This window comes from Pseudomonas sp. St29, assembly GCF_001547915.1.
Lineage (GTDB): Bacteria > Pseudomonadota > Gammaproteobacteria > Pseudomonadales > Pseudomonadaceae > Aquipseudomonas.
In genome coordinates, this window is sequence record NZ_AP014628.1 from 2,143,036 (window position 1) to 2,165,567 (window position 22,532).

The 22,532-nt window shown below is 60.6% G+C and carries 17 protein-coding genes and 1 other RNA gene; 9 read left to right on the plus strand and 9 right to left on the minus strand.

Annotated elements, in window-relative coordinates; translation table 11 throughout:
- Positions 1-21: 21 nt before the first annotated feature.
- The 3 genes from xdhC to xdhA form a co-directional block, all read right to left on the minus strand.
- Positions 22-864: a xanthine dehydrogenase accessory protein XdhC gene (xdhC, locus tag PST29_RS09780; protein ID WP_060842936.1), complete on the minus strand. Its 843-nt coding sequence runs from the start codon at positions 862-864 to the stop codon at positions 22-24.
- A 93-nt stretch (positions 865-957) separates the two neighbouring features.
- Positions 958-3,357 carry a xanthine dehydrogenase molybdopterin binding subunit gene (xdhB, locus tag PST29_RS09785; RefSeq protein ID WP_060842937.1) on the minus strand — a complete coding sequence of 800 codons (2,400 nt, stop codon included), beginning with the start codon at positions 3,355-3,357 and terminating at the stop codon, positions 958-960.
- The gene (gene xdhA, locus PST29_RS09790; protein ID WP_060842938.1) at positions 3,350-4,804 is read right to left on the minus strand and encodes a xanthine dehydrogenase small subunit; all 1,455 of its coding nucleotides are present in this window, start codon (positions 4,802-4,804) and stop codon (positions 3,350-3,352) included. The genes xdhB and xdhA overlap by 8 nt, the downstream gene beginning before the upstream one ends.
- Positions 4,805-5,070: 266 nt before the next feature.
- Here xdhA and PST29_RS09795 point away from each other — a divergent pair, with 266 nt between their 5' ends.
- The 9 genes from PST29_RS09795 to PST29_RS09840 all read left to right on the plus strand — a co-directional run bounded on the left by PST29_RS09795 (position 5,071) and on the right by PST29_RS09840 (position 18,642).
- Positions 5,071-5,730, plus strand: a complete 660-nt coding sequence (locus PST29_RS09795; protein ID WP_060838310.1) for a GntR family transcriptional regulator — start codon at positions 5,071-5,073, stop codon at positions 5,728-5,730.
- Positions 5,731-5,732: 2 nt separating this feature from the next.
- The gene (gene smc / locus PST29_RS09800) at positions 5,733-9,221 is read left to right on the plus strand and encodes a chromosome segregation protein SMC (RefSeq protein WP_060842939.1); all 3,489 of its coding nucleotides are present in this window, start codon (positions 5,733-5,735) and stop codon (positions 9,219-9,221) included.
- Between the two features lie 256 nt (positions 9,222-9,477).
- A complete protein-coding gene (zipA, locus tag PST29_RS09805) occupies positions 9,478-10,335 on the plus strand; it encodes a cell division protein ZipA (RefSeq protein WP_060842940.1) in 858 nt (285 codons plus the stop codon).
- Between the two features lie 123 nt (positions 10,336-10,458).
- The gene (gene ligA / locus PST29_RS09810; RefSeq protein WP_060842941.1) at positions 10,459-12,831 is read left to right on the plus strand and encodes an NAD-dependent DNA ligase LigA; all 2,373 of its coding nucleotides are present in this window, start codon (positions 10,459-10,461) and stop codon (positions 12,829-12,831) included.
- Between the two features lie 117 nt (positions 12,832-12,948).
- On the plus strand, positions 12,949-14,118 hold the full coding sequence (locus PST29_RS09815) for a zinc-binding metallopeptidase family protein (protein WP_060842942.1): 1,170 nt from the start codon (positions 12,949-12,951) through the stop codon (positions 14,116-14,118).
- 237 nt (positions 14,119-14,355) lie between these two features.
- Positions 14,356-14,452, plus strand: an RNA gene (gene ffs / locus PST29_RS09820) — signal recognition particle sRNA small type.
- Between the two features lie 80 nt (positions 14,453-14,532).
- Entirely contained in the window at positions 14,533-15,939 is a 1,407-nt protein-coding gene (locus PST29_RS09825) for a site-specific integrase (protein ID WP_060842943.1), read from the plus strand.
- 278 nt (positions 15,940-16,217) lie between these two features.
- The gene (locus PST29_RS09835) at positions 16,218-16,640 is read left to right on the plus strand and encodes a hypothetical protein (protein ID WP_159426273.1); all 423 of its coding nucleotides are present in this window, start codon (positions 16,218-16,220) and stop codon (positions 16,638-16,640) included.
- 40 nt (positions 16,641-16,680) lie between these two features.
- On the plus strand, positions 16,681-18,642 hold the full coding sequence (locus PST29_RS09840; RefSeq protein ID WP_060842946.1) for a hypothetical protein: 1,962 nt from the start codon (positions 16,681-16,683) through the stop codon (positions 18,640-18,642).
- A 304-nt stretch (positions 18,643-18,946) separates the two neighbouring features.
- Here the strand turns inward: PST29_RS09840 and PST29_RS09845 are convergent, their stop codons facing one another.
- The 6 genes from PST29_RS09845 to PST29_RS09865 all read right to left on the minus strand — a co-directional run bounded on the left by PST29_RS09845 (position 18,947) and on the right by PST29_RS09865 (position 22,362).
- Positions 18,947-19,246 carry a type II toxin-antitoxin system Phd/YefM family antitoxin gene (locus tag PST29_RS09845; RefSeq protein ID WP_060842947.1) on the minus strand — a complete coding sequence of 100 codons (300 nt, stop codon included), beginning with the start codon at positions 19,244-19,246 and terminating at the stop codon, positions 18,947-18,949.
- The gene (locus tag PST29_RS32110) at positions 19,233-19,373 is read right to left on the minus strand and encodes a hypothetical protein (protein WP_159426274.1); all 141 of its coding nucleotides are present in this window, start codon (positions 19,371-19,373) and stop codon (positions 19,233-19,235) included. The genes PST29_RS09845 and PST29_RS32110 overlap by 14 nt, the downstream gene beginning before the upstream one ends.
- Positions 19,370-19,522 carry a hypothetical protein gene (locus PST29_RS32115; RefSeq protein WP_159426275.1) on the minus strand — a complete coding sequence of 51 codons (153 nt, stop codon included), beginning with the start codon at positions 19,520-19,522 and terminating at the stop codon, positions 19,370-19,372. The genes PST29_RS32110 and PST29_RS32115 overlap by 4 nt, the downstream gene beginning before the upstream one ends.
- 78 nt (positions 19,523-19,600) lie before the next feature.
- Complete coding sequence (locus PST29_RS09850; protein WP_060842948.1) at positions 19,601-20,089, minus strand: ribonuclease H family protein; 489 nt, start codon at positions 20,087-20,089, stop codon at positions 19,601-19,603.
- Positions 20,090-20,504: 415 nt separating this feature from the next.
- Entirely contained in the window at positions 20,505-21,218 is a 714-nt protein-coding gene (locus PST29_RS09855) for a hypothetical protein (RefSeq protein ID WP_060842949.1), read from the minus strand.
- Positions 21,219-21,789: 571 nt separating this feature from the next.
- Entirely contained in the window at positions 21,790-22,362 is a 573-nt protein-coding gene (locus PST29_RS09865) for a recombinase family protein (protein WP_060842951.1), read from the minus strand.
- Positions 22,363-22,532 lie beyond the last annotated feature (170 nt).

Consider the following 22,532-nt stretch of genomic DNA (forward strand, 5'->3'; position numbering starts at 1 on the left):
GGATTCTCGGTGTGTGGCGTTTCAGTTCGAAGCCTGACTGCGGCGCGAAGCCGGCAGCAGTTTGGCAATGGGTTCGGCGCTGGCGCTGGGCTGGCCGAAATGGGCGTTATAGGTGGCAATGATCTCACCGGCGATGGAGATGGCGATTTCCACAGGCAACTTGCCTTTGACTTCGCCCAGGCCCATCGGGCAACGCATGCGTTGCAGGGTGGCGGCGTCGAAACCGCGGTCGCGCAGGCGGTGTTCGAACTTGACCCGTTTGGTCTTCGAGCCGATCAGGCCGAAATAGGCAAAGTCGTTGCGCTTGAGCAGGGCGGCGGTCAGCTCCAGGTCCAGTTGATGATTATGGGTCATGACGATGCAGTAGCTGCCAGGAGGCAGGTTGTCGATTTCTTCCACCGGCTCTTCGCTGACGATCTTGTGCACGCCCGGGGGAATCTGTTCCGGGAACTCCTGTTCCCGGGAATCGATCCAGCGCACCCGGCAAGGCAGGCTCGCCAGTAGCGGCACCAGGGCGCGGCCGACGTGTCCGGCGCCGAACACGGCGATCTGCGCCTGTACCTGGCCCATGGGCTCGAACAGCAGCACCGTGGCACCGCCGCAGCATTGGCCAAGGCTGGCGCCAAGGCTGAAGCGCTCCAGGTGGGTGGCCTGCTTGCCGGCGGCGATCATCTCCCGGGCGATCTGCATGGCCTTGTATTCCAGGTGGCCGCCGCCGATGGTGTCGAACGCCCGAGTGGCGCTGACGACCATCTTTGAGCCGGCATTGCGCGGCGTCGAACCGAGTTCTTCGATGATGGTCACCAGCACGCAGGGCTCTCCCTGGGTCTGCAGGTCGGCGAGGGCGCTGATCCAGTTGTACATGTTCACCTCGACATCTTGGTGGTCTGTCCGAGTCTTTTGCCGGCAGGCCCGCTCCCACGGCTGTTGCAGGAGCGGGCCAGCCCGCGGCGGCCATTACAGCGGTGCCAGCTCGACGTGCTGATCCGTGCCCCTGCTCACCTGCAAGCGGCGCATCTGCTCGCAGCCCCACAACACCCGCTCGGGAGTCGCCGGTGCATCGATCTGGGGCTGGTGACGGTAGTCGCCGAGGCTAGCCACCGCGTCCTTGATCGCGCACCAGGCGGCAATGCCGAGCATGAACGGCGGTTCGCCCACGGCCTTGGAGTGGAACACCGTGTCTTCCGGGTTCTTGCGGTTTTCCACCAGCTTGACCCTCAGGTCCGCAGGCATGTCCGCCACCGCCGGGATCTTGTAGCTGGCCGGGCCGCAGGTCATCAGCTTGCCCTTGGCGTTCCACACCAGCTCCTCGGTGGTCAGCCAGCCCATGCCCTGGATGTAGCCGCCCTCGACCTGGCCGATGTCGATGGCCGGGTTCAGCGAGGCGCCGACGTCATGCAGGATGTCGGTGCGCAGCATCTTGTACTCGCCGGTCAGGGTATCGACGATCACTTCGGCACAGGCGGCGCCGAAGGCGTAGTAGTAGAACGGCCGGCCCCGGGCCTGGGCGCGGTCGTAGTAGATCTTCGGGGTCTTGTAGAAGCCGGTGCTGGACAGCGACACCTGGCCGAAATAGGCCTGCTGGATCAGTTCCTCGAAGGTCAGGATTTGCTCGCGAACCCGCACGTGGCCGTTGTGGAACTCCACGTCTTCCTCGCTGACCTGATACTTGCGCGCGGCGAATTCCACCAGGCGGTTCTTGATGGTCTGCGCGGCATTCTGCGCGGCCTTGCCGTTGAGGTCGGCGCCACTGGACGCGGCGGTAGGCGAGGTGTTGGGCACCTTGTCGGTGTTGGTGGCGGTGATCTGTACCCGCCCGATGTCCACCTGGAACACCTCGGCCACCACTTGCGCCACCTTGGTGTTCAGGCCCTGGCCCATTTCCGTGCCGCCGTGGTTCAGGTGGATGCTGCCGTCGGTGTAGACGTGGATCAGCGCTCCGGCCTGGTTGAGGAAGCTGGCGGTGAAGGAGATGCCGAACTTTACCGGGGTCAGCGCCAGGCCCTTTTTCAGGACCGGGCTATTGGCGTTGTACAGGCGGATGGCTTCGCGGCGTTCCGCGTACTGGCTGCTGGCTTCCAGTTCGGCGGTCATTTCCTCGAGCATGTTGTGCTCGACGGTCTGGTAGTAGTGGGTGACGTTGCGTTCGGTCTTGCCGTAGTAGTTGGCCTTGCGCACCGCCAGCGGGTCCAGGTGCAGGTGGCGGGCGATGGCGTCCATCACTTCCTCGATGGCGACCATGCCTTGCGGGCCGCCGAAGCCGCGGTAGGCGGTGTTCGACGCGGTGTTGGTCTTGCAGCGATGGCCGTTGATGGTGGCGTCGCCCAGGTAGTAGGCGTTGTCGGCGTGAAACATCGCCCGGTCGACGATGGACGCCGAGAGGTCCGGCGAGCAGCCGCAGTTGCCGGCCAGTTCCAGCTGGATGCCGTGCAGGCGCCCGTGGCTGTCGAAGCCCACGTCGTATTCGATGTAGAAGGGGTGGCGCTTGCCGGTCATCAGCATGTCTTCGACCCGCGGCAGGCGCATCTTGGTCGGCTGGCCGGTGAGGCGGGCAATCACCGCGCAGAGGCAGGCGGGGCTGGCGGCCTGGGTTTCCTTGCCACCGAAACCGCCGCCCATGCGACGCATGTCGACCACGATCTTGTTCATCGACACGTCGAGCACTTCCGCCACCAGCTTCTGTACTTCGGTGGGGTTCTGGGTCGAGCAGTAGACGATCATGCCGCCGTCCTCGGTGGGCATTACCGAGGAAATCTGGGTTTCCAGGTAGAAATGCTCCTGGCCGCCGATATGCAGGGTGCCCTGGATACGGTGTTCGGCGCTGGCCAGGGCGCCGGCCGAGTCGCCGCGCTGATGGGTGTGGCTGTCCAGCACGAAGTGGCGCTTGCGCAGGGCTTCCACCACATCCAGTACCGGCTCCAGGTCCTCGTACTCGATGACCGCGGCCATGGCCGCCTTGCGCGCGGTTTCCAGGTCACGGGCGGCAACCGCCAGCACCGGCTGGCCGACGAACTGCACGGTGTCGATGGCCAGCAGCGGGTCGCCGGGCAGCAGCGGGCCGATGTCCTTGAGGCCGGGAATGTCTTCGTGGGTTATGGCGATGCGCACGCCCTCGAAGGCGTAGCAGGGGCCGGTGTCGATGCTGATGACCTTGGCGTGAGCCCGGTCAGACAGCCGCGCGTAGACGTGCAACTGATTGGGGAATTCCAGGCGGTCATCGATGTACACGGCCTCACCGGACACGTGCTTGTCGGCACTGTCGTGCTTGACGCTGCGGCCGACGCCGGTGCTCAGGTCCTGTTGAAACAGGGCGGTCAGTTCGGCTTGAGTCTTCTCGACCTTGTGATGATTAGACATGAGCGGTCACCCGGGTTTCGATGTGCGGTGTTTGCAGTTCGATGAAGTATTTGCGCAGCAGGTTCTGTGCGCTCAACAGGCGGTATTCCTTGCTTGCTCGAAAGTCCGAAAGCGGTGTGAAATCCTGCGCCAGCGCGGCACAGGCGCGTTCGACCGTGGTCTGGTTCCAGGGCGCGCCCAGCAGCGCCGCTTCACAGCTACGGGCGCGCTTGGGAATGGCCGCCATGCCGCCGAAGGCGATGCGCGCATCGCTGACCACGCCGTTGTCGATGCGCAGGTTGAAGGCGGCGCAGACCGCGGAAATATCATCGTCCAGGCGCTTGGACACCTTGTAGGCGCGGAACAGTCGCTCGGCGCTGGCCCGGGGCACGATGATCTTCTCGATGAATTCGCTTTCCTGGCGGGCGGTGACCCGGTAGTCGATGAAATAGTCTTCCAGGGCCAGGGTGCGCCGCACTTCGCCCTTGCACAGAACGATCTGCGCGCCGAGGGCAATCAGCAGCGGCGGCGAGTCGCCGATGGGCGAGGCGTTGCCGATATTGCCGCCCAGGGTGCCCTGGTTGCGGATCTGCAGCGAGGCGAAGCGTTGCAGCAATTCGCCGAAGTCCGGGTATTCGGCACACAAGGCGTCGTAGCAGTCGGTGAGGGCGGTGGCGGCGCCGATTTCCAGACGATCGTCAAAGCGTTCGATGCGCTTCATCTCGGCAATGTTGCCGACGTAGATCATCACCGGCAGGGTGCGGTGGAACTGGGTCACTTCCAGGGCCAGGTCGGTGCCGCCGGCCAGCAACCGCGCTTGTGGATAGGCGTCGTAGAGGTCGGCCAGGTCGGCTACGGTCAACGGCACCAGGCAGCGCTTGTCGCCGCTGTTGAGCTCGCCGGTGTCCTTGGGGGCGATGGCCTTGAGGCGGCTGATGGTCTCGGCCTGGCGCGCGTCGAACTGGTCGCTCTGCCCGCCGCAGCAGGCCTGCTCGGCGGCAGCGAGGATCGGCCGGTAGCCGGTGCAGCGGCACAGGTTGCCGGCCAGGGCTTCATGGGCCTTGTGGGCGTCGGGCTGGCTGCTGTTTTTTTGCAGGGCGAACAGCGACATGACGAAGCCCGGGGTACAGAAGCCGCATTGCGAGCCGTGGCAGTCGACCATGGCCTGCTGCACGCTGTGCAGTTGCCCCTGGTGCTTGAGGCCCTCGACGCTGATCAGTTGCTTGCCGTGCAGGGAGGAGACGAAGGTCAGGCACGAGTTGAGGCTGCGATAGCGGATGCTTTCGCGGCCTTGCGCATCCGTCTGCAACTCGCCCACCACCACGGTGCAGGCGCCGCAGTCGCCGCTGGCGCAGCCTTCCTTGGTGCCGGATTTGCCCAGGTGCTCGCGCAGGTAGTTGAGCACGGTGAGGTTCGGGTCCAGGGCGTGCTCGCTACGGAGTTCCTGGTTGAATAAAAACTGGATCACGGAAGGCCTCGCAGACTCTTTATTGTTGTTAAGCGAACTGAGCCGAATTTAGTCATGTCTGACTTTTCGGTCAACGATTTTCTGACTTTCAGGTCAGGAATTTTCCATGCTCAACATTCCAAGTATGAACGGCATTCGAGAAACCCCTTGATTGGCATCCTTCTGCTTGTTTCATGCCAAATTCCCCTGTCGAGGCACTCCGCGATGATGTAGCAATTGCGCTACACTTCGCCGCTTGTGCCGTTTAAAGATTTTGAAGGAAAACCATGACGTTCAAGGCGCCGGACAGCCTCGCCGAGCAGATTGCTCACCACCTCGCCGAACGTATCATTCGCGGGGATCTCAAGCCTGGGGAGCGTATCCAGGAACAGAAGGTCACCTTGGCCCTCAATGTCAGCCGTGGTTCGGTCCGCGAGGCCTTGCTGATTCTCGAGCGTCGCCATCTGATCGCCATCCTGCCGCGTCGCGGCGCGCATGTGACCGAGCTCACCGAGCACAAGGTCCGCAGCCTGTGCACCCTGATGAGCGAGCTGTACATCCTGCTGGGCAATTCCGTGGCTAGCGGCTGGGTGCAGCAGAGCGACATGGCGCCGTTCCTGCAGATCCAGCAGCGTCTGGAGAGTGCCTACGAGCGCCAGGACATCCGCGCCTTCGTCGAAGACAGCTTCAGCGTGATGCGGGCGGCCTATCCCTTTGCCAACAACCCGTACCTGCAGGAAACCGTCGAGAACCTGCAGCCGGCGATGAGCCGGGCCTATTACCTGGCACTGGAGCAGCGCAAGGCTTCGATGAGCGAGTACCTGGCGCTGTTCGAACAGTTGCTGGCTGCGGTACTGGCTCGTGATCTGCCGGAGATCCGCCAGGTGTTGACGGCCTACGCCCAGCGCAGCAGCGATCTGGTGGTGTCTGCGTTGGCGGATGCGTAAACGTGCGACTCAAGTGCATCAAGCTGGCGGGATTCAAGTCCTTCGTCGATCCGACCACGGTGAACTTCCCCAGTAACATGGCGGCGGTGGTCGGGCCCAATGGCTGCGGCAAGTCGAACATCATCGACGCCGTGCGCTGGGTGATGGGCGAGAGTTCGGCGAAGAACCTGCGTGGCGAGTCGATGACCGACGTCATCTTCAACGGCTCCACCAGCCGCAAGCCGGTGAGCCAGGCCAGCATCGAACTGGTGTTCGACAACTCCGACGGCACCCTGGTGGGGGAGTACGCGGCCTATGCGGAAATCTCCATCCGCCGCAAGGTGACCCGCGACAGCCAGAACAGCTATTTCCTCAACGGCGCCAAGTGCCGCCGTCGGGACATCACCGATATCTTCCTTGGCACCGGCCTGGGGCCGCGCAGCTACTCGATCATCGAGCAGGGCATGATCTCCAAGCTGATCGAGGCCAAGCCCGAGGACCTGCGCAACTTCATCGAAGAAGCCGCAGGCATCTCCAAGTACAAGGAGCGTCGGCGCGAAACGGAAAACCGCATCCGCCGCACCCATGAGAACCTCGCCCGTCTGACCGACCTGCGCGAAGAGCTGGAGCGCCAGCTCGAACGCTTGCATCGCCAGGCCCAGGCCGCCGAGAAGTATCAGGAATACAAGGCCGAGGAGCGTCAGCTCAAGGCGCAGCTGTCGGCCCTGCGCTGGCAGGCATTGAATGAGCAGGTGGGCCAGCGCGAGTCGGTGATCGGCAGCCAGGAAGTCAGCTTCGAGGCGCTGGTGGCCGAGCAGCGCAACGCCGATGCCGCCATTGAGCGCTTTCGCGATGGGCATCACGAACTGTCCGAACGCTTCAATCTGGTGCAGGGGCGCTTCTATTCGGTGGGCGGCGATATCGCCCGGGTCGAGCAGAGCATCCAGCATGGGCAGCAGCGTCTGCGGCAGTTGCAGGACGACCTCAAGGAAGCCGAGCGCGCGCGCCTGGAGACCGAGTCCCACCTGGGCCACGACCGCACCTTGCTGGCGACCCTGGGGGAAGAGCTGGCCATGCTCGAACCCGAGCAGGAAGTCACCGCCGCCGCGGCCGAGGAAGCAGCCGCGACCCTGGAAGAAGCCGAAACCACCATGCACGGCTGGCAGGAGCAGTGGGACGCCTTCAACCTGAGTTCCGCCGAGCCGCGACGCCAGGCTGAAGTGCAGCAGTCGCGCATCCAGCAGCTCGAAGGCAGCATGGAGCGCCTGTCCGAGCGTCAGCGGCGTCTGGCCGAGGAGCGCGAGCTGCTCTCGGCGGACCCGGAAGATGCGGCGATTCTCGAACTCAACGAGCAACTGGCCGCCAGCGAAGCGACCCTGGAAGACCTGCAGGCCAGCGAAGAGTCACAGGTCGAGCGCCTGGAACAGCTGCGTCAGCAATTGCAGCAGGCCACCCAGGCTCAGCAGCAGGCCCAGGGTGAACTGCAGCGGCTCAATGGTCGCCTGGCTTCCCTGGAGGCCTTGCAGCAAGCGGCACTCGACCCGGGCACCGGTACCGCGCAATGGTTGCGCGAGCAGCAGTTGGCCGAGCGTCCGCGCCTGGCCGATGGCATGCACGTGGAACCGGGTTGGGAACTGGCGGTGGAAACCGTGCTAGGCGCCGATCTGCAAGCGGTGTTGGTGGACGATTTTTCCGGCATCGATCTGGCCGGTTTTCAGCAGGGCGATCTGCGTCTGCTGAGCCTGCAAGGGGATGTTTCGCGCATGCCTGGCAGCCTGCTGGACAAGGTTGAATCCCAGGTCGATCTGGCGCCCTGGCTGGGCCAGGTCAAGCCGGTGGACAGCCTGGAACAGGCCCTGGCCTTGCGTGGGCAACTGAGTGCCGGACAGAGCCTGATCAGCCGTGATGGCTACTGGGTTGGCCGGCATTTTTTGCGGGTGCGTCGCGCCAGCGAAGCGGAAAGTGGCGTGTTGGCGCGGGGCCAGGAAATCCAGCAACTGACTCTGGAGCGCGATGAGCGCGAAGCCAGTGTCGAGGCCCTGGAAAGCCAGTTGCTCAACCTGCGGGCCCAGCAGCGTCAGCAGGAGAACGGTCGTGAACATCTGCGCCGCCTGTTGCAGGACGAAGCCCGCCAGCAGGGTGAATTGAAAGCCAAGCTGTCCGCCGGCAAGGCCAAGGCCGAACAACTGAACCTGCGGCGCACCCGTCTTGATGAAGAGCTGATCGAGCTGGGTGAGCAGCGTGAGCTGGAGCACGAACAGGTCGGCGAGGCGCGCCTGCAGTTGCAGGAAGCCCTCGACAGCATGGCCCTGGATACCGAGCAGCGTGAGCTGCTGCTGGCCCAGCGCGACAGCCTGCGCGAGCGCCTTGATCGGGTGCGCCAGGAGGCGCGTCAGCACAAGGATCACGCTCATCAACTGGCAGTCCGCATGGGCTCCCTCAAAGCCCAGCACGACTCCACTCGTCAGGCCCTGGAGCGCCTGGAGCTGCAATCCGAGCGCCTGACCGAAAAGCGCGAGCAGCTCAGCCTCAATCTGGAGGAGGGGGAGGCGCCTCTGGAGGAGTTGCGTCTCAAGCTCGAAGAGCTGCTGGAAAAGCGCATGACCGTGGATGTCGAACTCAAGACTGCGCAGATCGCCCTGGAAGATGCCGACCGCGAGCTGCGTGACGCCGAGAAGCGCCGTAACCAGGCCGAGCAGCAATCGCAGCTGATTCGCGGTCAGCTGGAACAGCAGCGTATGGAGTGGCAAGCCCTGACCGTGCGCCGCAAGACCTTGCAGGAGCAGCTACTGGCTGATGGCTATGACCTCGACGGCGTGCTGGCGACCCTGACCGCGGAAGCCAGCGAACAGGCCGCCGAAGAGGAACTGGAGCGTATTGCCGCGCGGATCCAGCGCCTGGGCGCGATCAACCTCGCGGCCATCGACGAGTACCAGCAGCAGTCCGAGCGCAAGCGCTATCTGGATGCCCAGGATGCCGACCTGGTGGAGGCCCTGGAAACCCTGGAAAACGTGATCCGCAAGATCGACAAGGAAACCCGTAATCGCTTCAAAGATACCTTTGATCAGATCAACGGCGGTCTGCAGGCACTCTTTCCAAAAGTTTTCGGTGGGGGCAGCGCTTATTTGGAACTGACGGGCGAAGATCTACTCGATACAGGGGTAACGATCATGGCTCGTCCTCCGGGGAAGAAGAACAGCACCATTCATTTGCTCTCGGGTGGCGAAAAGGCATTGACTGCATTGGCCCTGGTATTTGCCATCTTCAAGTTGAATCCGGCGCCGTTCTGCATGCTCGACGAAGTTGACGCCCCGCTGGATGACGCTAACGTTGGACGCTACGCAAGATTGGTTAAAGAAATGTCGCAGACAGTGCAGTTCATCTATATCACCCACAACAAGATCGCTATGGAAATGGCTGATCAGTTAATGGGTGTGACGATGCACGAACCCGGATGTTCGCGCCTGGTAGCCGTGGATGTCGAGGAGGCGATGGCGATGGTGGACGCTTGAGTCCGTGCGACTGAGGCGCTAGTTGGGGGCAAGTCGGGGAATTTTCCCTTTTGCCAACCTGGCCAGCCGGCATATTGGCCGTAACCGTTGCGACAGACGGTGTAAAGTTGCCTTTGGTCGTGCTAGTTTAATGTCAATTTTTCCTATGCGTGGGCAAAACGCCATTCAGAACATAGAGTTGGCGCCACGTTTTAAAGCGGTTTGCAGATTGTAAACCCCTTATTTTTCAGCATTTTTCATAGAGGCACGGGATTACATGGAAATCGGTCTGCGCGAGTGGCTGATCGTCATCGGCATTATTGTTATCGCCGGTATTCTTTTTGATGGCTGGCGGCGTATGCGCGGCGGCAAGGGGAAGTTGAAGTTCCGTCTTGATCGAAGTCTGTCCAACCTGCCGGATGACGAAGGCAGTGCCGAACTCCTGGGTCCGCCCCGGGTGCTGGATACTCATAAAGAGCCACAACTGGACGAGCATGACCTGCCGTCGGTGAGCATGTCGGCCCGCGAGCCTCGGGAGAGTTCGTCTTCCAAGCGCGGCAAGCGTGGCGGCGAGCCTCACCAGGGCGACCTCAACCTGGATCTGGACCTGGACAACGGCCCAAGCTTCAGCAGCCGCGACGATGACTTCCCGGCTGAGGAAGGCAACAAGGCGGCCAGTCACGGCGACAAAGAGCAGCCGCAAGCCGAAGAGGTGCTGGTGATCAGCGTGATCTGCCGTGATGCCGCCGGTTTCAAGGGCCCGGCGTTGCTGCAGAACATCCTCGAAAGCGGCCTGCGGTTTGGCGAGATGGATATTTTCCACCGTCACGAAAGCATGGCCGGCAACGGCGAAGTGCTGTTCTCCATGGCCAACGCCGTCAAGCCGGGGGTGTTCGACCTGGACGATATCGACCACTTCAGCACCCCGGCAGTGAGCTTCTTCCTCGGCTTGCCAGGCCCGCGTCACCCGAAACAGGCGTTCGATGTGATGGTGGCCGCGGCGCGCAAGCTGTCCCAGGAGCTCAATGGTGAGCTCAAGGATGATCAGCGCAGCGTTCTGACTGCCCAGACCATCGAGCACTACCGTCAGCGCATCGTCGAGTTCGAACGTCGCGCCCTGACCCAAAAGCGCTAAGCTTCAACAGCCAGCTCCTTCCTCAGGAGCTGGCTTGTACAGGCGCTGGCTTGCCAGCGAGGCCCACGCCCCCATTTCAGATCGAGCAGCCTAGGCTGCTCTTTTGCTTTATGAGAGAACCCCATGACCGCCGCTGAAACCCGCATTCTTGAGCTGCGCGCCGAGCTGGATCAACACAACTACCGCTACCACGTACTGGACGAACCGAGCATTCCGGACGCCGAGTACGACCGCCTGTACCACGAGCTCAAGGCCCTGGAGGCCGAGCATCCAGAGCTGGTCACCAGCGACTCTCCAACCCAGCGGGTCGGCAGTGCGGCGCTCTCGGCCTTCACCCAGGTACGCCATGAGATCCCCATGCTCAGCCTGGGCAACGCCTTCGAAGAAGTCGACATGCGCGAATTCGATCGTCGGGTCGTCGAGGGGCTGGACCTGCCGGCGGGCGACCTGTTCGGTGCTGGCGCCGCAGTGGAGTACAGCTGCGAGCCCAAGCTCGATGGCCTGGCGGTGAGCCTGTTGTACCAGGACGGCGTGCTGGAGCGCGGTGCCACCCGTGGCGACGGCACCACGGGCGAAGACATCAGTGTCAATGTGCGTACCGTGCGCAACATCCCGCTCAAGCTGCAAGGCAGCGGTTGGCCGGCGACCCTGGAAGTGCGGGGTGAGGTCTTCATGTCCAAGGCCGGCTTCGAGCGATTGAACGAGGCGCAACTGGCTTCGGGCGGCAAGACCTTCGCCAACCCGCGCAACGCCGCTGCGGGCAGCCTGCGTCAGCTGGACTCGAAGATCACCGCCAGTCGGCCCCTGGAGTTCTGCTGCTACGGTCTGGGCCAGGTCAGCGCCGACATCGCCGACACCCACATCGGCAATCTGCAGCAGCTCAAGCAGTGGGGGCTGCCCATCAGCCGCGAGTTGCGTTTGGCCAAGGGCATCGACGAGTGCCTGGATTACTACCGTGAAATCGGCGACCGCCGCAACGCGCTGGCCTATGAAATCGACGGCGTGGTGTTCAAGGTCAACAGCATCGCCTCCCAGCGCGAGCTGGGCTTCCGTGCCCGCGAGCCGCGCTGGGCCATTGCCCACAAGTTTCCGGCCATGGAAGAGCTGACCGAGCTGCTGGATGTGGAGTTCCAGGTCGGCCGCACCGGTGCGGTTACCCCGGTAGCCCGTCTGAAGCCGGTGAAAGTGGCGGGCGTGACGGTGTCCAACGCCACCTTGCACAACATGGATGAAGTGGCGCGGCTGGGGCTGATGATCGGCGACACGGTGATCATCCGCCGTGCCGGCGATGTGATCCCGCAAGTGGTGCAGGTGGTCGTCGAGCGCCGTCCGCAGGACGCCCGACCGGTGCAGATTCCCGAAAGCTGCCCGGTCTGTGGTTCACATGTCGAGCGCACCCAACTGGTCAAGCGCAGCAAGGGGCGGGAAACCGTGAGCGAGGGCGCGGTGTATCGCTGTGTCGGTCGCCTGGCCTGCGGCGCCCAGCTCAAGCAGGCGATCATTCACTTTGTCTCCCGTCGCGCCATGGACATCGAAGGCCTGGGGGACAAGACCATCGAGCAACTGGTGGACGAACAGCTCATTGCTTCGCCCGCGGATCTTTACCAGCTCAAGTACGAACAGATCATCGACCTGGAAGGCTTCGCCGAAGTCTCCAGCAACAAGCTGCTCAAGGCCATCGAGGACAGCAAGCGTCCGGCCCTGGCACGGTTCATCTATGCCCTGGGCATTCCCGATGTCGGCGAGGAAACGGCCAAGGTCCTGGCGCGCTCCCTGGGCACCCTTGAGCGTGTCCAGCAGGCCTTGCCGCAGGTCCTGACCTACCTGCCGGATGTGGGGCTGGAGGTGGCTCACGAGATCCACAGCTTTTTCCAGGACAGCCATAACCGCCAGGTGATCGGTGCCTTGCTGGCCGCGGACCAATGTGGCCTGCAACTGCAGGATCAGGGCGAGCTCGGGGCCGAGTTCGCCGCCAGTACCACCCTGGGCGGCATGCTCGACAAGCTCAATATCCCCTCGGTGGGCCCAGGAGCCGCGCAGAAGCTGGCGGACAAGTTCGGCTCCCTGCAGGGCGTGATCGACGCGGACTGGCTGGACATGCGCCAGGCCCTGCCGGAGAAGCAGGCCAAGGCGGTGCGCGAGTTCTTCGACAACCCGGCCAATGCCCAATTGGCCCGGGCCATTGAAGACCAGCTCACGGCGTTTGGCATGCACTGGCTGAGTGAGAAGAAAGTGGTCGAAGGCCTGCCCCTGGCTGGCAAGACCTGGGTGCTCACCGGCTCGCTGGAGCTGATGAGTCGCGATGTGGCCAAGGAAAAGCTGGAAAGCCTGGGGGCCAAGGTGGCAGGGTCCGTGTCGGCGAAAACCCACTGCGTGGTGGCGGGGCCCGGCGCCGGCTCCAAGCTGGCCAAGGCCAATGAGCTGGGGCTCAAGGTTCTGGACGAAGCTGCCTTCGTGGCCTTTCTCAGTGAGCATGGTGTCCCCCTCCCTGCGTGATGCGTGGCCGCCGACCTGCCAGTGATGGCAAACCGGCCGGCGGGCTCCTGCCGGGCCGAGGGAACGATGGGGCCGCCAGGATGATCTAGTCTTGGCAGGCCCCACGGAGGATGCGCCATGTACCGTTTCTTCGAGCAGCTCAGTTCCCGCATCGCCGCGCCCTTTGTCGGTGATCGTTCACGCAGCGGCAAGCTCTGGGCCTGTCGCTGCGGGCAGTCGCTGTTCTTTCGCAACAGCCAATGCCTGGCCTGTGCGGCCGTGCTCGGTTATGCGCCGCAATTGGGCAGCTTGTCTTCCCTGCGGCCGGGACCTGTGGCGCAAACCTGGGTGCTCGATGCCAGGCCCGAGGCCGGCGCGTTCAAGCGCTGCGCCAATCTGCATACGGCGGCGGCCTGTAACTGGCTGCTGCCCGCGCACCTGACAGGCAGCCTGTGCATCGCCTGCCGCTTGAATCGCACCATTCCCGACCTGTCCGTCCCCGAGAACCCTGAGCGCTGGCGCAAGGTGGAAATCGCCAAGCGTCGCCTGGTGGCGCAGTTGCTTGCCCTGGGGCTGCAACTGCTGCCCAAGAGTGACGATGAAGAGCGGGGCCTGGCCTTCGATTTTATCGGTGTCGATCTCCAGGGCAGGGCGCCCATGACCGGGCACGCCGGTGGCCTGATCACCCTGGATATCAAGGAGGCCGACGATGCCCATCGCGAACAGGTGCGAACGCAGATGCGTGAGCCCTATCGCACCCTGCTCGGGCACTTCCGACATGAAGTGGGGCACTACTACTGGGATCGGCTGATTGCCGACAGCTCCTGGCTGCAGCCGTTTCGCCGCCTGTTCGGCGATGAGCGAGGCAGCTATGCCCAGGCCCTGGAGCGCCACTATGAGCAAGGCGCACCGAGTGATTGGCAGCAAAGCCACATCAGCGCCTACGCCACCATGCATCCCTGGGAAGACTGGGCGGAAACCTGGGCTCACTACCTGCACATGATGGACGCGGTGGATACGGCCCTGGGCTTTGGCATGAGTGCCCGAGACGTCGATCTCGATTACCAGCCGTTTCCCCTGAGCAGTCTTTACGACCCGCAGCATCCCGGCGGTCCGGCGTTCCTGGCCTTCGTCAATGCCTGGATCGAACTGGCGGGCATGCTCAATGAACTGTCCCGCAGCATGGGACAGCCGGATTTCTATCCCTTTATCCTGCCGCCGGCGGTGATCGGCAAATTGCACTTCATCCACCTGGTGATCCAGCAGGAAGGCGGTCGCGCCGAAGAAGCGCTGTCCCTGGACGGATGATCCCCCGTCCTGCAGGAGCGAGCTTGCCAGGGCGATGTACCTGATCCGGCGCAGCGCCTGCCCCGCGAACCGGCGTGCTTCGGCGGTAGCGGCGGTTGGATGGCGCTTGTATCCCGGAACACATCCAAGTGCTTGAAGCTCATCGGATTTTTTAATCTGCAACGAGCGGTTGTAAGTTCGACTCAGATAGGTACAATGGCGCGGCTCGCCGACAGGCGAACGTCGTTATGGTGACCCCATCGGTCCCCCCGCAACGATTACCCGTGAACCTGGTCAGATCCGGAAGGAAGCAGCCACAGCGGGAACATTGTGTGCCGGGGTGTGGCTGGTGGGGTTGCCTCCAGTTACCTAAGTAGCTGATTCATAACGGTTTTTCACTCTTTTCCACGTGGTGGTACAAAGAGTGATACATCCGTGTCGACCATCCCGTCCTACCTTTTGTTATCCCGCCACTCGGTCTATTACTTCCGAATCGTGGTGCCGGATGTCATTCGCCCGTTGTTCCCCCAAAGAGAAATCCGCCGTTCCCTGCAGACACGCTGCAAGCGGGAGGCGCTGATTCGTGGGCGTGACATTCTGGCCCAGGTCCAGGGGCTGTTTACGCAAGCGTTCCAGGGTATTAGGCCGTCGCTTGAGTTCATTCGCGGGGCCTGGGAAGTGGGCGGAAAGCGTCTCGCTAGTTGGGCGTCGTGGCTGCGACAGCAGCAGTTGATAGGTGCCGCTATGCCTTTGCCTGAAGTCTTGCGGGAAACGCCCCCAGTCACCGTACATGCCCCTACAGCCCCGCTTTCCGTGATAGCAAAGGGGGCTGTGCAGCAATCACCCGGCTTCCTTGCTGTGGTGGATGAGCAACTGGTCCAGCAGCGCCGAGAGGGCGTCGCGGTCAAGTCGCTGGACGACAAGCGTGCGGTAGCAGTGCTGCTGACCCGAATCATCGGTGACATGCCCATCGACCAGATAACCCGCAAGGACGCACACCTGTTCCGGGAGACGGCGCTGAAGCTTCCGCCGCGACTTCATCAGTTGCCGGACCAACCACTGGAGCAGTCCATCGCGGAGGCGACCACGACCATCAGCGTGACGACTTTCAACAACTACGTGAAGAACCTGACGACCTTCTTTTCGTATGCGGTCAGGGAGGGCTACTGCAGTCGCAACCCGTTTGATGGTCTGCGCGTGCGTCAGCGGCGTAAGGTGAGCGAGGAGCGCAGTGCTTTCAGTGCGGAAGACCTCAAGCTGTTGTTTAACCGGGCGACATATGCGCCGGCCCACGGCCAAAAGCCGAATCAATATTGGCTGCCCCTCCTGGGGCTCTACACGGGCGCTAGGCTCAACGAGTTGTGCCAGCTGTACACCGACGACGTAGTGACCATCGACGGCATTGCCTGCATCCATATACGAGCTACAAGGTCAGACCAGAAGCTGAAAACGGCTTCGTCTGAACGACTTGTACCGCTTCACTCCAAGCTTCTGGAGCTGGGGTTCCTGGTGTATGTGGAGAAGGTCCGGGAGGCGGGGAGTGAGCGTTTATTCCCGGAGCTGACCTGCCATAAAAAGCATGGCTACAGTGCGGCTCCTTCGAAGTGGTTCACCCGGGTACGTGAGCAATTAGGCTTCCGCGATGATGCTGCCAAGAAGGACTTTCACAGCTTCCGCCACACCTTGGCCGACCACCTGAAACAAAAGGGCGTTGCTGAGGCATTGGTCGGTGGGTTGCTGGGGCATCAGACGGGGGGGATCACATTTGGTCGCTATGGGAAGGACTTCAGGCCTGATGTATTGGCGCCTGTAATTGAGTTGGTGACCCTTGAGTCATTCTAGAGCACTTTTGGTTGGATACTGCTCAAATGTGCTTGTGTGTTCTGTCAGATGCCCTTGCTGTCATCGACTAGCTTTCAGAGCGATGACCTTGGAGTACACCTTTGGGTTGGACATCCCGTCGAACAGGATGGTCTTGAACTTGGCGTATAGTGTTGCGGGGGGCAAGCATAGACTGTTCGAAGTGACAGTCATCGGGTTTCAAGGACTGGTCGATGTGATGGGGGCTGTGTTGATGGGCGAACATAGGTTCTACTTTGTAGGTGTGTCGGGCGCATTGGATGGCTATTGCTTTCAGCCCGGCCTCAGGGGAGCGCTCAGTAATGGGTGACGCAAGCGAAGAAAAGGTTGTGCAATTGCAATGGATGGCGGCCGAAACCTTGGCGGACCATTTGGTACCGCTGCTTAAGCATCACGATGTTAAATGCCGTGGGCACGGGCTCATCTATATCGACCATCAGCATTGCAACATCTCCACTGTGCACCAGCTGCTCGTGGATTTAAGTATCAGTCTCGGTGCGCCTATATCTTTGGTGCGTTCCAGATTGGTTGAGTTGGGCTGGCTTAACGACGTCCGTAGCTCTTTGCCCATTCAGAATAATGTCAGGCGAGTAGTTGAAAGGATTGCACCGTGGGCACTGGATTCCGATGAGGAGGATGAAGGGGATGGCCCCGATATGAGCGAAGAGTATGACCGGGATTGATCTTGTGATTAGTCCTGTTCTTTCTTGTCTATGAGGTTTTATGCTCCCGGAACATTTTGATTTATCTGGCCCTGTGTTCTTGCCCATCACAGAGGAAACCTGTGCTGGCTTGTTGGCTATCGAGGGTGTAGGCGCACTTAATGCCTTGACTGATCCAGAACTGGCGGCAGTGTTGGTTATCCAGAATCTAGCTCAGGCAGCAGAGAAAGACCTCAACTCTGGTGCGGCTGAGACCGTTTTGTCCAAACTCATTGCGTGGGCGGTCGATTCCCGACGGTCAGCGGCTTCAGGGTTGTTATCAGAAGCGCAGCGGTTGTTCGATCCACGGAAGTTGTACTTCGGTCTGAACGCCGTCAAAGGCTTGAATCTGCGCTTTCTTCTAGCTGATGAAGTATCGGCGAAGGATTACCTGCTGCCAGATGGTAAGTGGGATGTAGCGTACAAGGTCCGCCATCGCAGAAGTAATCACCCATTCAGCGAGCAGGTGGTTACACCCATACATCGCGAGCGTTGGCTGAGCGCTGCGCAAGACAAGCTGGTCAGGATTTTTCGCGCAAATTTAGACGAAGACCTGCATGTTCAGGGTTACGCGGGGATAGGCAAGAGCCACATGCTTGGTGCCTTAATGGAGTATCTGCGGCCGGATAAAACGTTATTACTGGCGCACACGCCCGGGAAACTGGAGGCCCTCCGTGAGCGCATGGGAGGGGCGCGTGATAGGAAAGCAGGTTGGACGTTTGGGAGCTTTGCGCAAAGACTACTGCATGGCCCCAGGACTCAACCCGCAATTACGCCTGCCAGGATCCCAGGCAAGCAGACGCTAGCGGAGGAGCTGAATATCCTCGGTTTTCGTAGCTACGACGCGCAAGCGACCCTTGATGTTTGCCTCAAGGTGATCGAGGGTTTTTGCCGCTCCAGGGGATATAGTCTGTCGGCCAAGCATCTGCCTCATTTCAAGCAGCCCTTATCCAACCTAGATGCCAAGGTGCTTCTTGAGTATTCGAGCCGGTTATGGAGTTATCTTGAGGCAAACCCAGGTTGGGGTAGCCAGACCGGGTTCGAGGCATTGCTAACGATAAAGCGGGCGAGCCTAGCGGGCTGCGTGGTGCCTGCTCGTTATACGCATGTACTCATTGACGAAAGTCAGGACGTTCCCGAGTCGCTTTTGCAGATTATCGAACGGGGGCGTCAGGTGTTGATAACCCTGGGGGACGAGTATCAGCAAGCAGGCAGTGTGCAGGTTCAAAGAAAGCGCGACGTTCGGCAAAGTAATGTCAGCTACTCCGTGCGCTCTGGGCGCAATGTCGAGCGACTACTCAATCCCTTGATATCCTTGCATTCTCAGAAGGGTAAGGTCCCCTTTGAAGGTGCTCGTAATGCTGATGTTGGCATTGAAATGTATCCCGAGGGCTTCGTGCCGCCTGAAGGTTGTGTGGTGCTGACTGCGTCTCCGTGGGATACGGCAAAGTGGGCCATTCACCTGCACGACTCCAACTGCGCGTTCAGTTTGTCGGACAAAAAGGCACAGGACGATCTCAGGCATTTCATGAGCACTGCTATCGCATTGTTCAAGCCGGATTTCTACAATCCTGAACACAGTGAAATGGGGCCGCACCCCTACTTCAACGACATGTCCGATTGGCAGCAGGTACGGGTCGCCAACCTGTTCGATGAGTCGTTTCTATGGGTGGAGGCTGAGCTGGAAAAAGGCTTTAAGGTTGCTGATTTGACCCGATTGAACAGGATGGTCGGTCGCTCTGGTAAGCGCTGCATGTTGATGATGGCAGAAGAGGCGGGGGGGATGGAGTTCAATCAGGTCCTGCTGACGCCTGAGTTGCTCACCAACGTGAAGTTCAAGGATGCTTATGAGTTCGATCAGAGAATCTGTGCCGTGTACATCGCAATCTCTCGCGCAAAGCAGCAGCTTTACGTTCCTTACGATGTGGTGGAATGGATCGAGTACCACAATTATCAGGGGTTCCGCGAGTCACATGGTTACTGATTGAATTCATTCGACTGCCTCCTCGGTTTGCTCACGAAGAATTCGCAATCTGCTGGATGGCCTTTGGTGAAGCCCTTCAGGATGCCTTCGAGGGTTCGCGTAATGAAAACCCGGAAACGCCAGTCCCTAGATTTCCAACCTGGTAGTTATCCCATAGCGCTCTTGACGACTTACTGACTGTCGGAAACCCTTGGCTTGCCTCGACGAATTGCCTCGATAAGGCAGTCGCAAGTTCGGAGGGGCAGCCTTGCTTCGCCAATAGTTGGAAAGTCTGCCGAGCATTGCCCGCGAAGCCGGTCTACTGTCAGTCGTTTTCGCTACCCCCGGACTTGGCCGCTCCTGGCCCTGCGACAGAGCTGCCTTCAGGGAATATTTCGCCAGCATAAAACAGATCCTCAAGCTCTTTATCCATCGCGCTGGAGGCTTGGGCGTCTAAGGTGCGCTGACCTTTCAAGGCACCAATGCGTGGCAACGTCGGTTGGAACGCGACAAGTTTCACCAACGGCTCCCCGTCACGGGTGACGACAACTTCTTCGCCGTTGTATGCCCGCTCGACGTACTGCTCGAAATTGGCCTCCAGCTCGGCGTAGTCAATGTGGTGCATGTTTAGCTCCGGTCAGTTCTTGTTTTCCGATGGTAGCAGGGAAGACGCCGGCCAGTTCCAGTTCGGCCCGGGCTCTGATGGCCAGCTCCTGGAACAGCTCCAGAATTTGCTCCGTGCGACGGTTCATACCTTGCCCTCCAGGAGCCCGCGAATGTTGGTTGCGGCCTTCTCGGCGGCTTTGGCTTCGTCACGTAGGGCGTTCGCCTGGTCATCCAGGTCTTCCAGCTGCTGGACCACCTTCTGGAAGCCCTTCAGGATGTTGTTGAAGGCTTTCATACGGAGGCTCCGTTTGCTGAAGTACCCGCTAAAACGACAGGGGGATGGATGTACAAGCTCCATCCACCCCATCAGCTATTAGCTTGCGGTGTTAGCCATGGTCAGTTCAAAAACGCACTCACCGTTAGCTCCCCGGCAGGCCAGGGTGTCGGCTTCCTCGTTGCCCAAGTTGCCGGTGTGACCCTCGACCCAAATGAATGTCACTTCCCGTTGCTGAATGAACTGGTCGATTTGCTCCCACAGGTCGCGGTGCTCAACCGGCTTCTTCTTGCTGTTCTTCCAGCCCTTGGCCTTCCAGTTGGTGAGCCATTCGTTTGCCCCTTTGACCACGAACTCTGAGTCGCTGTAGAGCGTGATAGGCGTTGGCTTGTTGCACCGCCTCAGCGCCTCTAGGGCCGCCAGCAGCTCGGCTCTGTTGTTGGTCTGGGGCTGGCCAATGGGGACTGGAGCGGCAAGCTTCAGTGTCTTGCCCTCGGGGTTAGTGATGTAGGCACCCCAGCCGGCTTTGGCGTTGGGTTTACCGTTGTTCGGGCAGGCGCCGTCGACGTAAGCAATGTACGTGGTCATGGATTGATGTCCTTTGATAATAGGGTTTTGGAGCGACCGGGGAGGTCGATTGCTACTAGCGAGGGGTTTTGCATTGAGGGCCAAAGCGCACCGGACCAATTCCCGACATAGGTATAGGTGGTCCGCTATGGCGAAAGACCAAGTTGTCGTTGGGGGGGGGGGCAGTCAGGGGCGGCCGTGGTAGACGGCAGTAGCGAAGCTGCTGTCGGGTGCCCAACGAGGACGACCAACAAGTAATAAATTCTTAGAGGTGAGTGTTCGTAGTCAAACCCATACAAAGAAAGACTGAGTTTTTACTTTGGTTGGAAACAAACAACCTTTTCCCCTTATGTGGTCGGGATTATTGGTCAGGCTCGCTGGACCCAAACAGCAGCTGCGCTACTGTCCGGCTCACGCCTGCCCTAGAAGGGCGAGTTCAGATGCAGAGCTGGTCAAGTTCAGGAATGTCAGGGAATGGCTCATTGGCAACTTGGTAGCCAGGACGGTGCCCGAGACGCTGTTGAAGTGCTTGGGCAGTTGCTGCATTCCGATTACACCTGGTCTCAACTGGCTCAGGGGTTGCCCTGGCGAAGGCCAAACATATCAGCTCATTGAAGATGTGTTTGCTTGAGGTGTCGGGGAAGCATGACATGAAGTCAGAGGCGTACTCCTGGGCTCGGTCTTGAAGGTTTCCAGCTAGCATGACCAACATGTCATTTGCAGCTACTGGTGCTTGTCGTGGAAGCCACTCAGGGATAAATAACGCCTCCTTGCCCATAGCTTCCGCTGCTTCTCCGGTCTGCTTCTTCAAGTAGCGAAGTTGATCGTCGGTCATGTTGAGCTTGAATACTCCTGTCTTGTCGTCTTTACACATGCCGAACAAGGCTCGAAGAGTCGGCCACATTTCCGAGTAGCGAACACCTTCAGGGCGAGTACTTAGAGCGAGCAATGCCTTGATAGCGTCGGTCCGAGTCATTGTTCGTCCTAGGTCAGAAGCAAGGGGGTTATGGTCTTCCTCTTTCGAGATCATCTTCTTGATGTTCTGCACCTGGCGACGGGAAGCGCCCACGCTTTCTTGAATACGGCGCTCTGATACATTAGCGGTTAGCAACCGGCGTATTTCTTGCTCCTGCTCGACAGTGATAGTCACGGGCGGTTCCCCCCTGGATGCACGACTGGGCCCAGGGCAAGCCAGCAAGGCACCTCCAGGTCAGATTTGAGAAGGTCGAGCATGTCGGTGTTGGTCCACGTGAGGCCGCTGACCAGTGCCAGCTCTAGGGCTTCTGCAAGCCTTGTGTCACGCCCTTTGCGCCGACTGATGGCGCTGGCAAGTTGGGTCAGGCGGTCAAGGTGGTCCGCACGTAGGTGTAGATTGAGGCGCACAAGGCGCATGGGCTGTTTCATGGGATTGAAGTCCAGTGATAGCAAACGCAAATGCCCCGCCGTGGTTGCCCAGGCAGGGTTGATGGGTTGCAGGAAGTGGGATGCTTGAGGCGCACCTGACGGGATGTTGGGTGCGGTTATACAAAGACTGGCAGTAATTCCCGTGGCGCCGCTTGAGGGGAGGCGACAGGTGCCTTTCTCCCTGACTGGCGTTAATTACGGTTTTTAGCCCTCAAGCCCAGCAGGGCCAGGGGTTACAGGCGCGTTGGCGGGGCTGAAAAATGGGCGTGCAGCATGGGGTAGGGCGCCACGGTCGACGTTCAGGTGCTGGTCAGTAGTCAATCCAGGACTGCGTTGCAGGCCCGCTTCACGGTGGCCGTTGATACACCCCAGTGGTCAGCAGTGGCCTTGATGCTGGAGCTGGTCTCCTTCCTCCACGCGGCAATAGCGGCGTCGTCGTGCTGCTTGGGAGCGCCCAGCTTGCGACCGTCGGCCTTGGCCTTGTTGATTCCCGCCATCTGCCGCGCCTTAATGTTCTCCCGCTCCAGCTCCGCGACACCGGCCAATAGTGTCAGCATGAGTTTCCCCGTGGGATTGGACAGGTCGAAGCCCTCGCGCATCGAGACGACAGTGACACCCTTCGCTTTCAGCGCCTCAACTGTCTCTAGGACGTCGATGGTATTACGGCCCAGTCGGTCGATGGCGGCGACGACAACGGTGTCCCCTTTCCTGGCATAGCTAAAGAGGGCTGCGAACCCCTTCCGCTGCATCGCCTTGGTAGTTCCGCTGGTGGCTTCGTCTGTGAACCAGCCATCTTCCGATACGTTGAAGCGGTGGCCGATGGAGTGGCGCTGCGACTCGATGGACTGGCCGTCGGTGCTGACGCGGGTGTAGGCGATGATGGCGGTCATGGTCGAAGCTTCATGGCTCACAATGTAGGCTCGCAAAGTTACAGCCTGGCTCATATCAAGTCAACACTTGCGATCCACCCTACAGGCCGCATTCCTCCACCCACGGACATGGCCGGCGAGGCTGGCTCATAAGGTGTATCTTATGAGCCAGCCTGATAGCTGTGCATCAA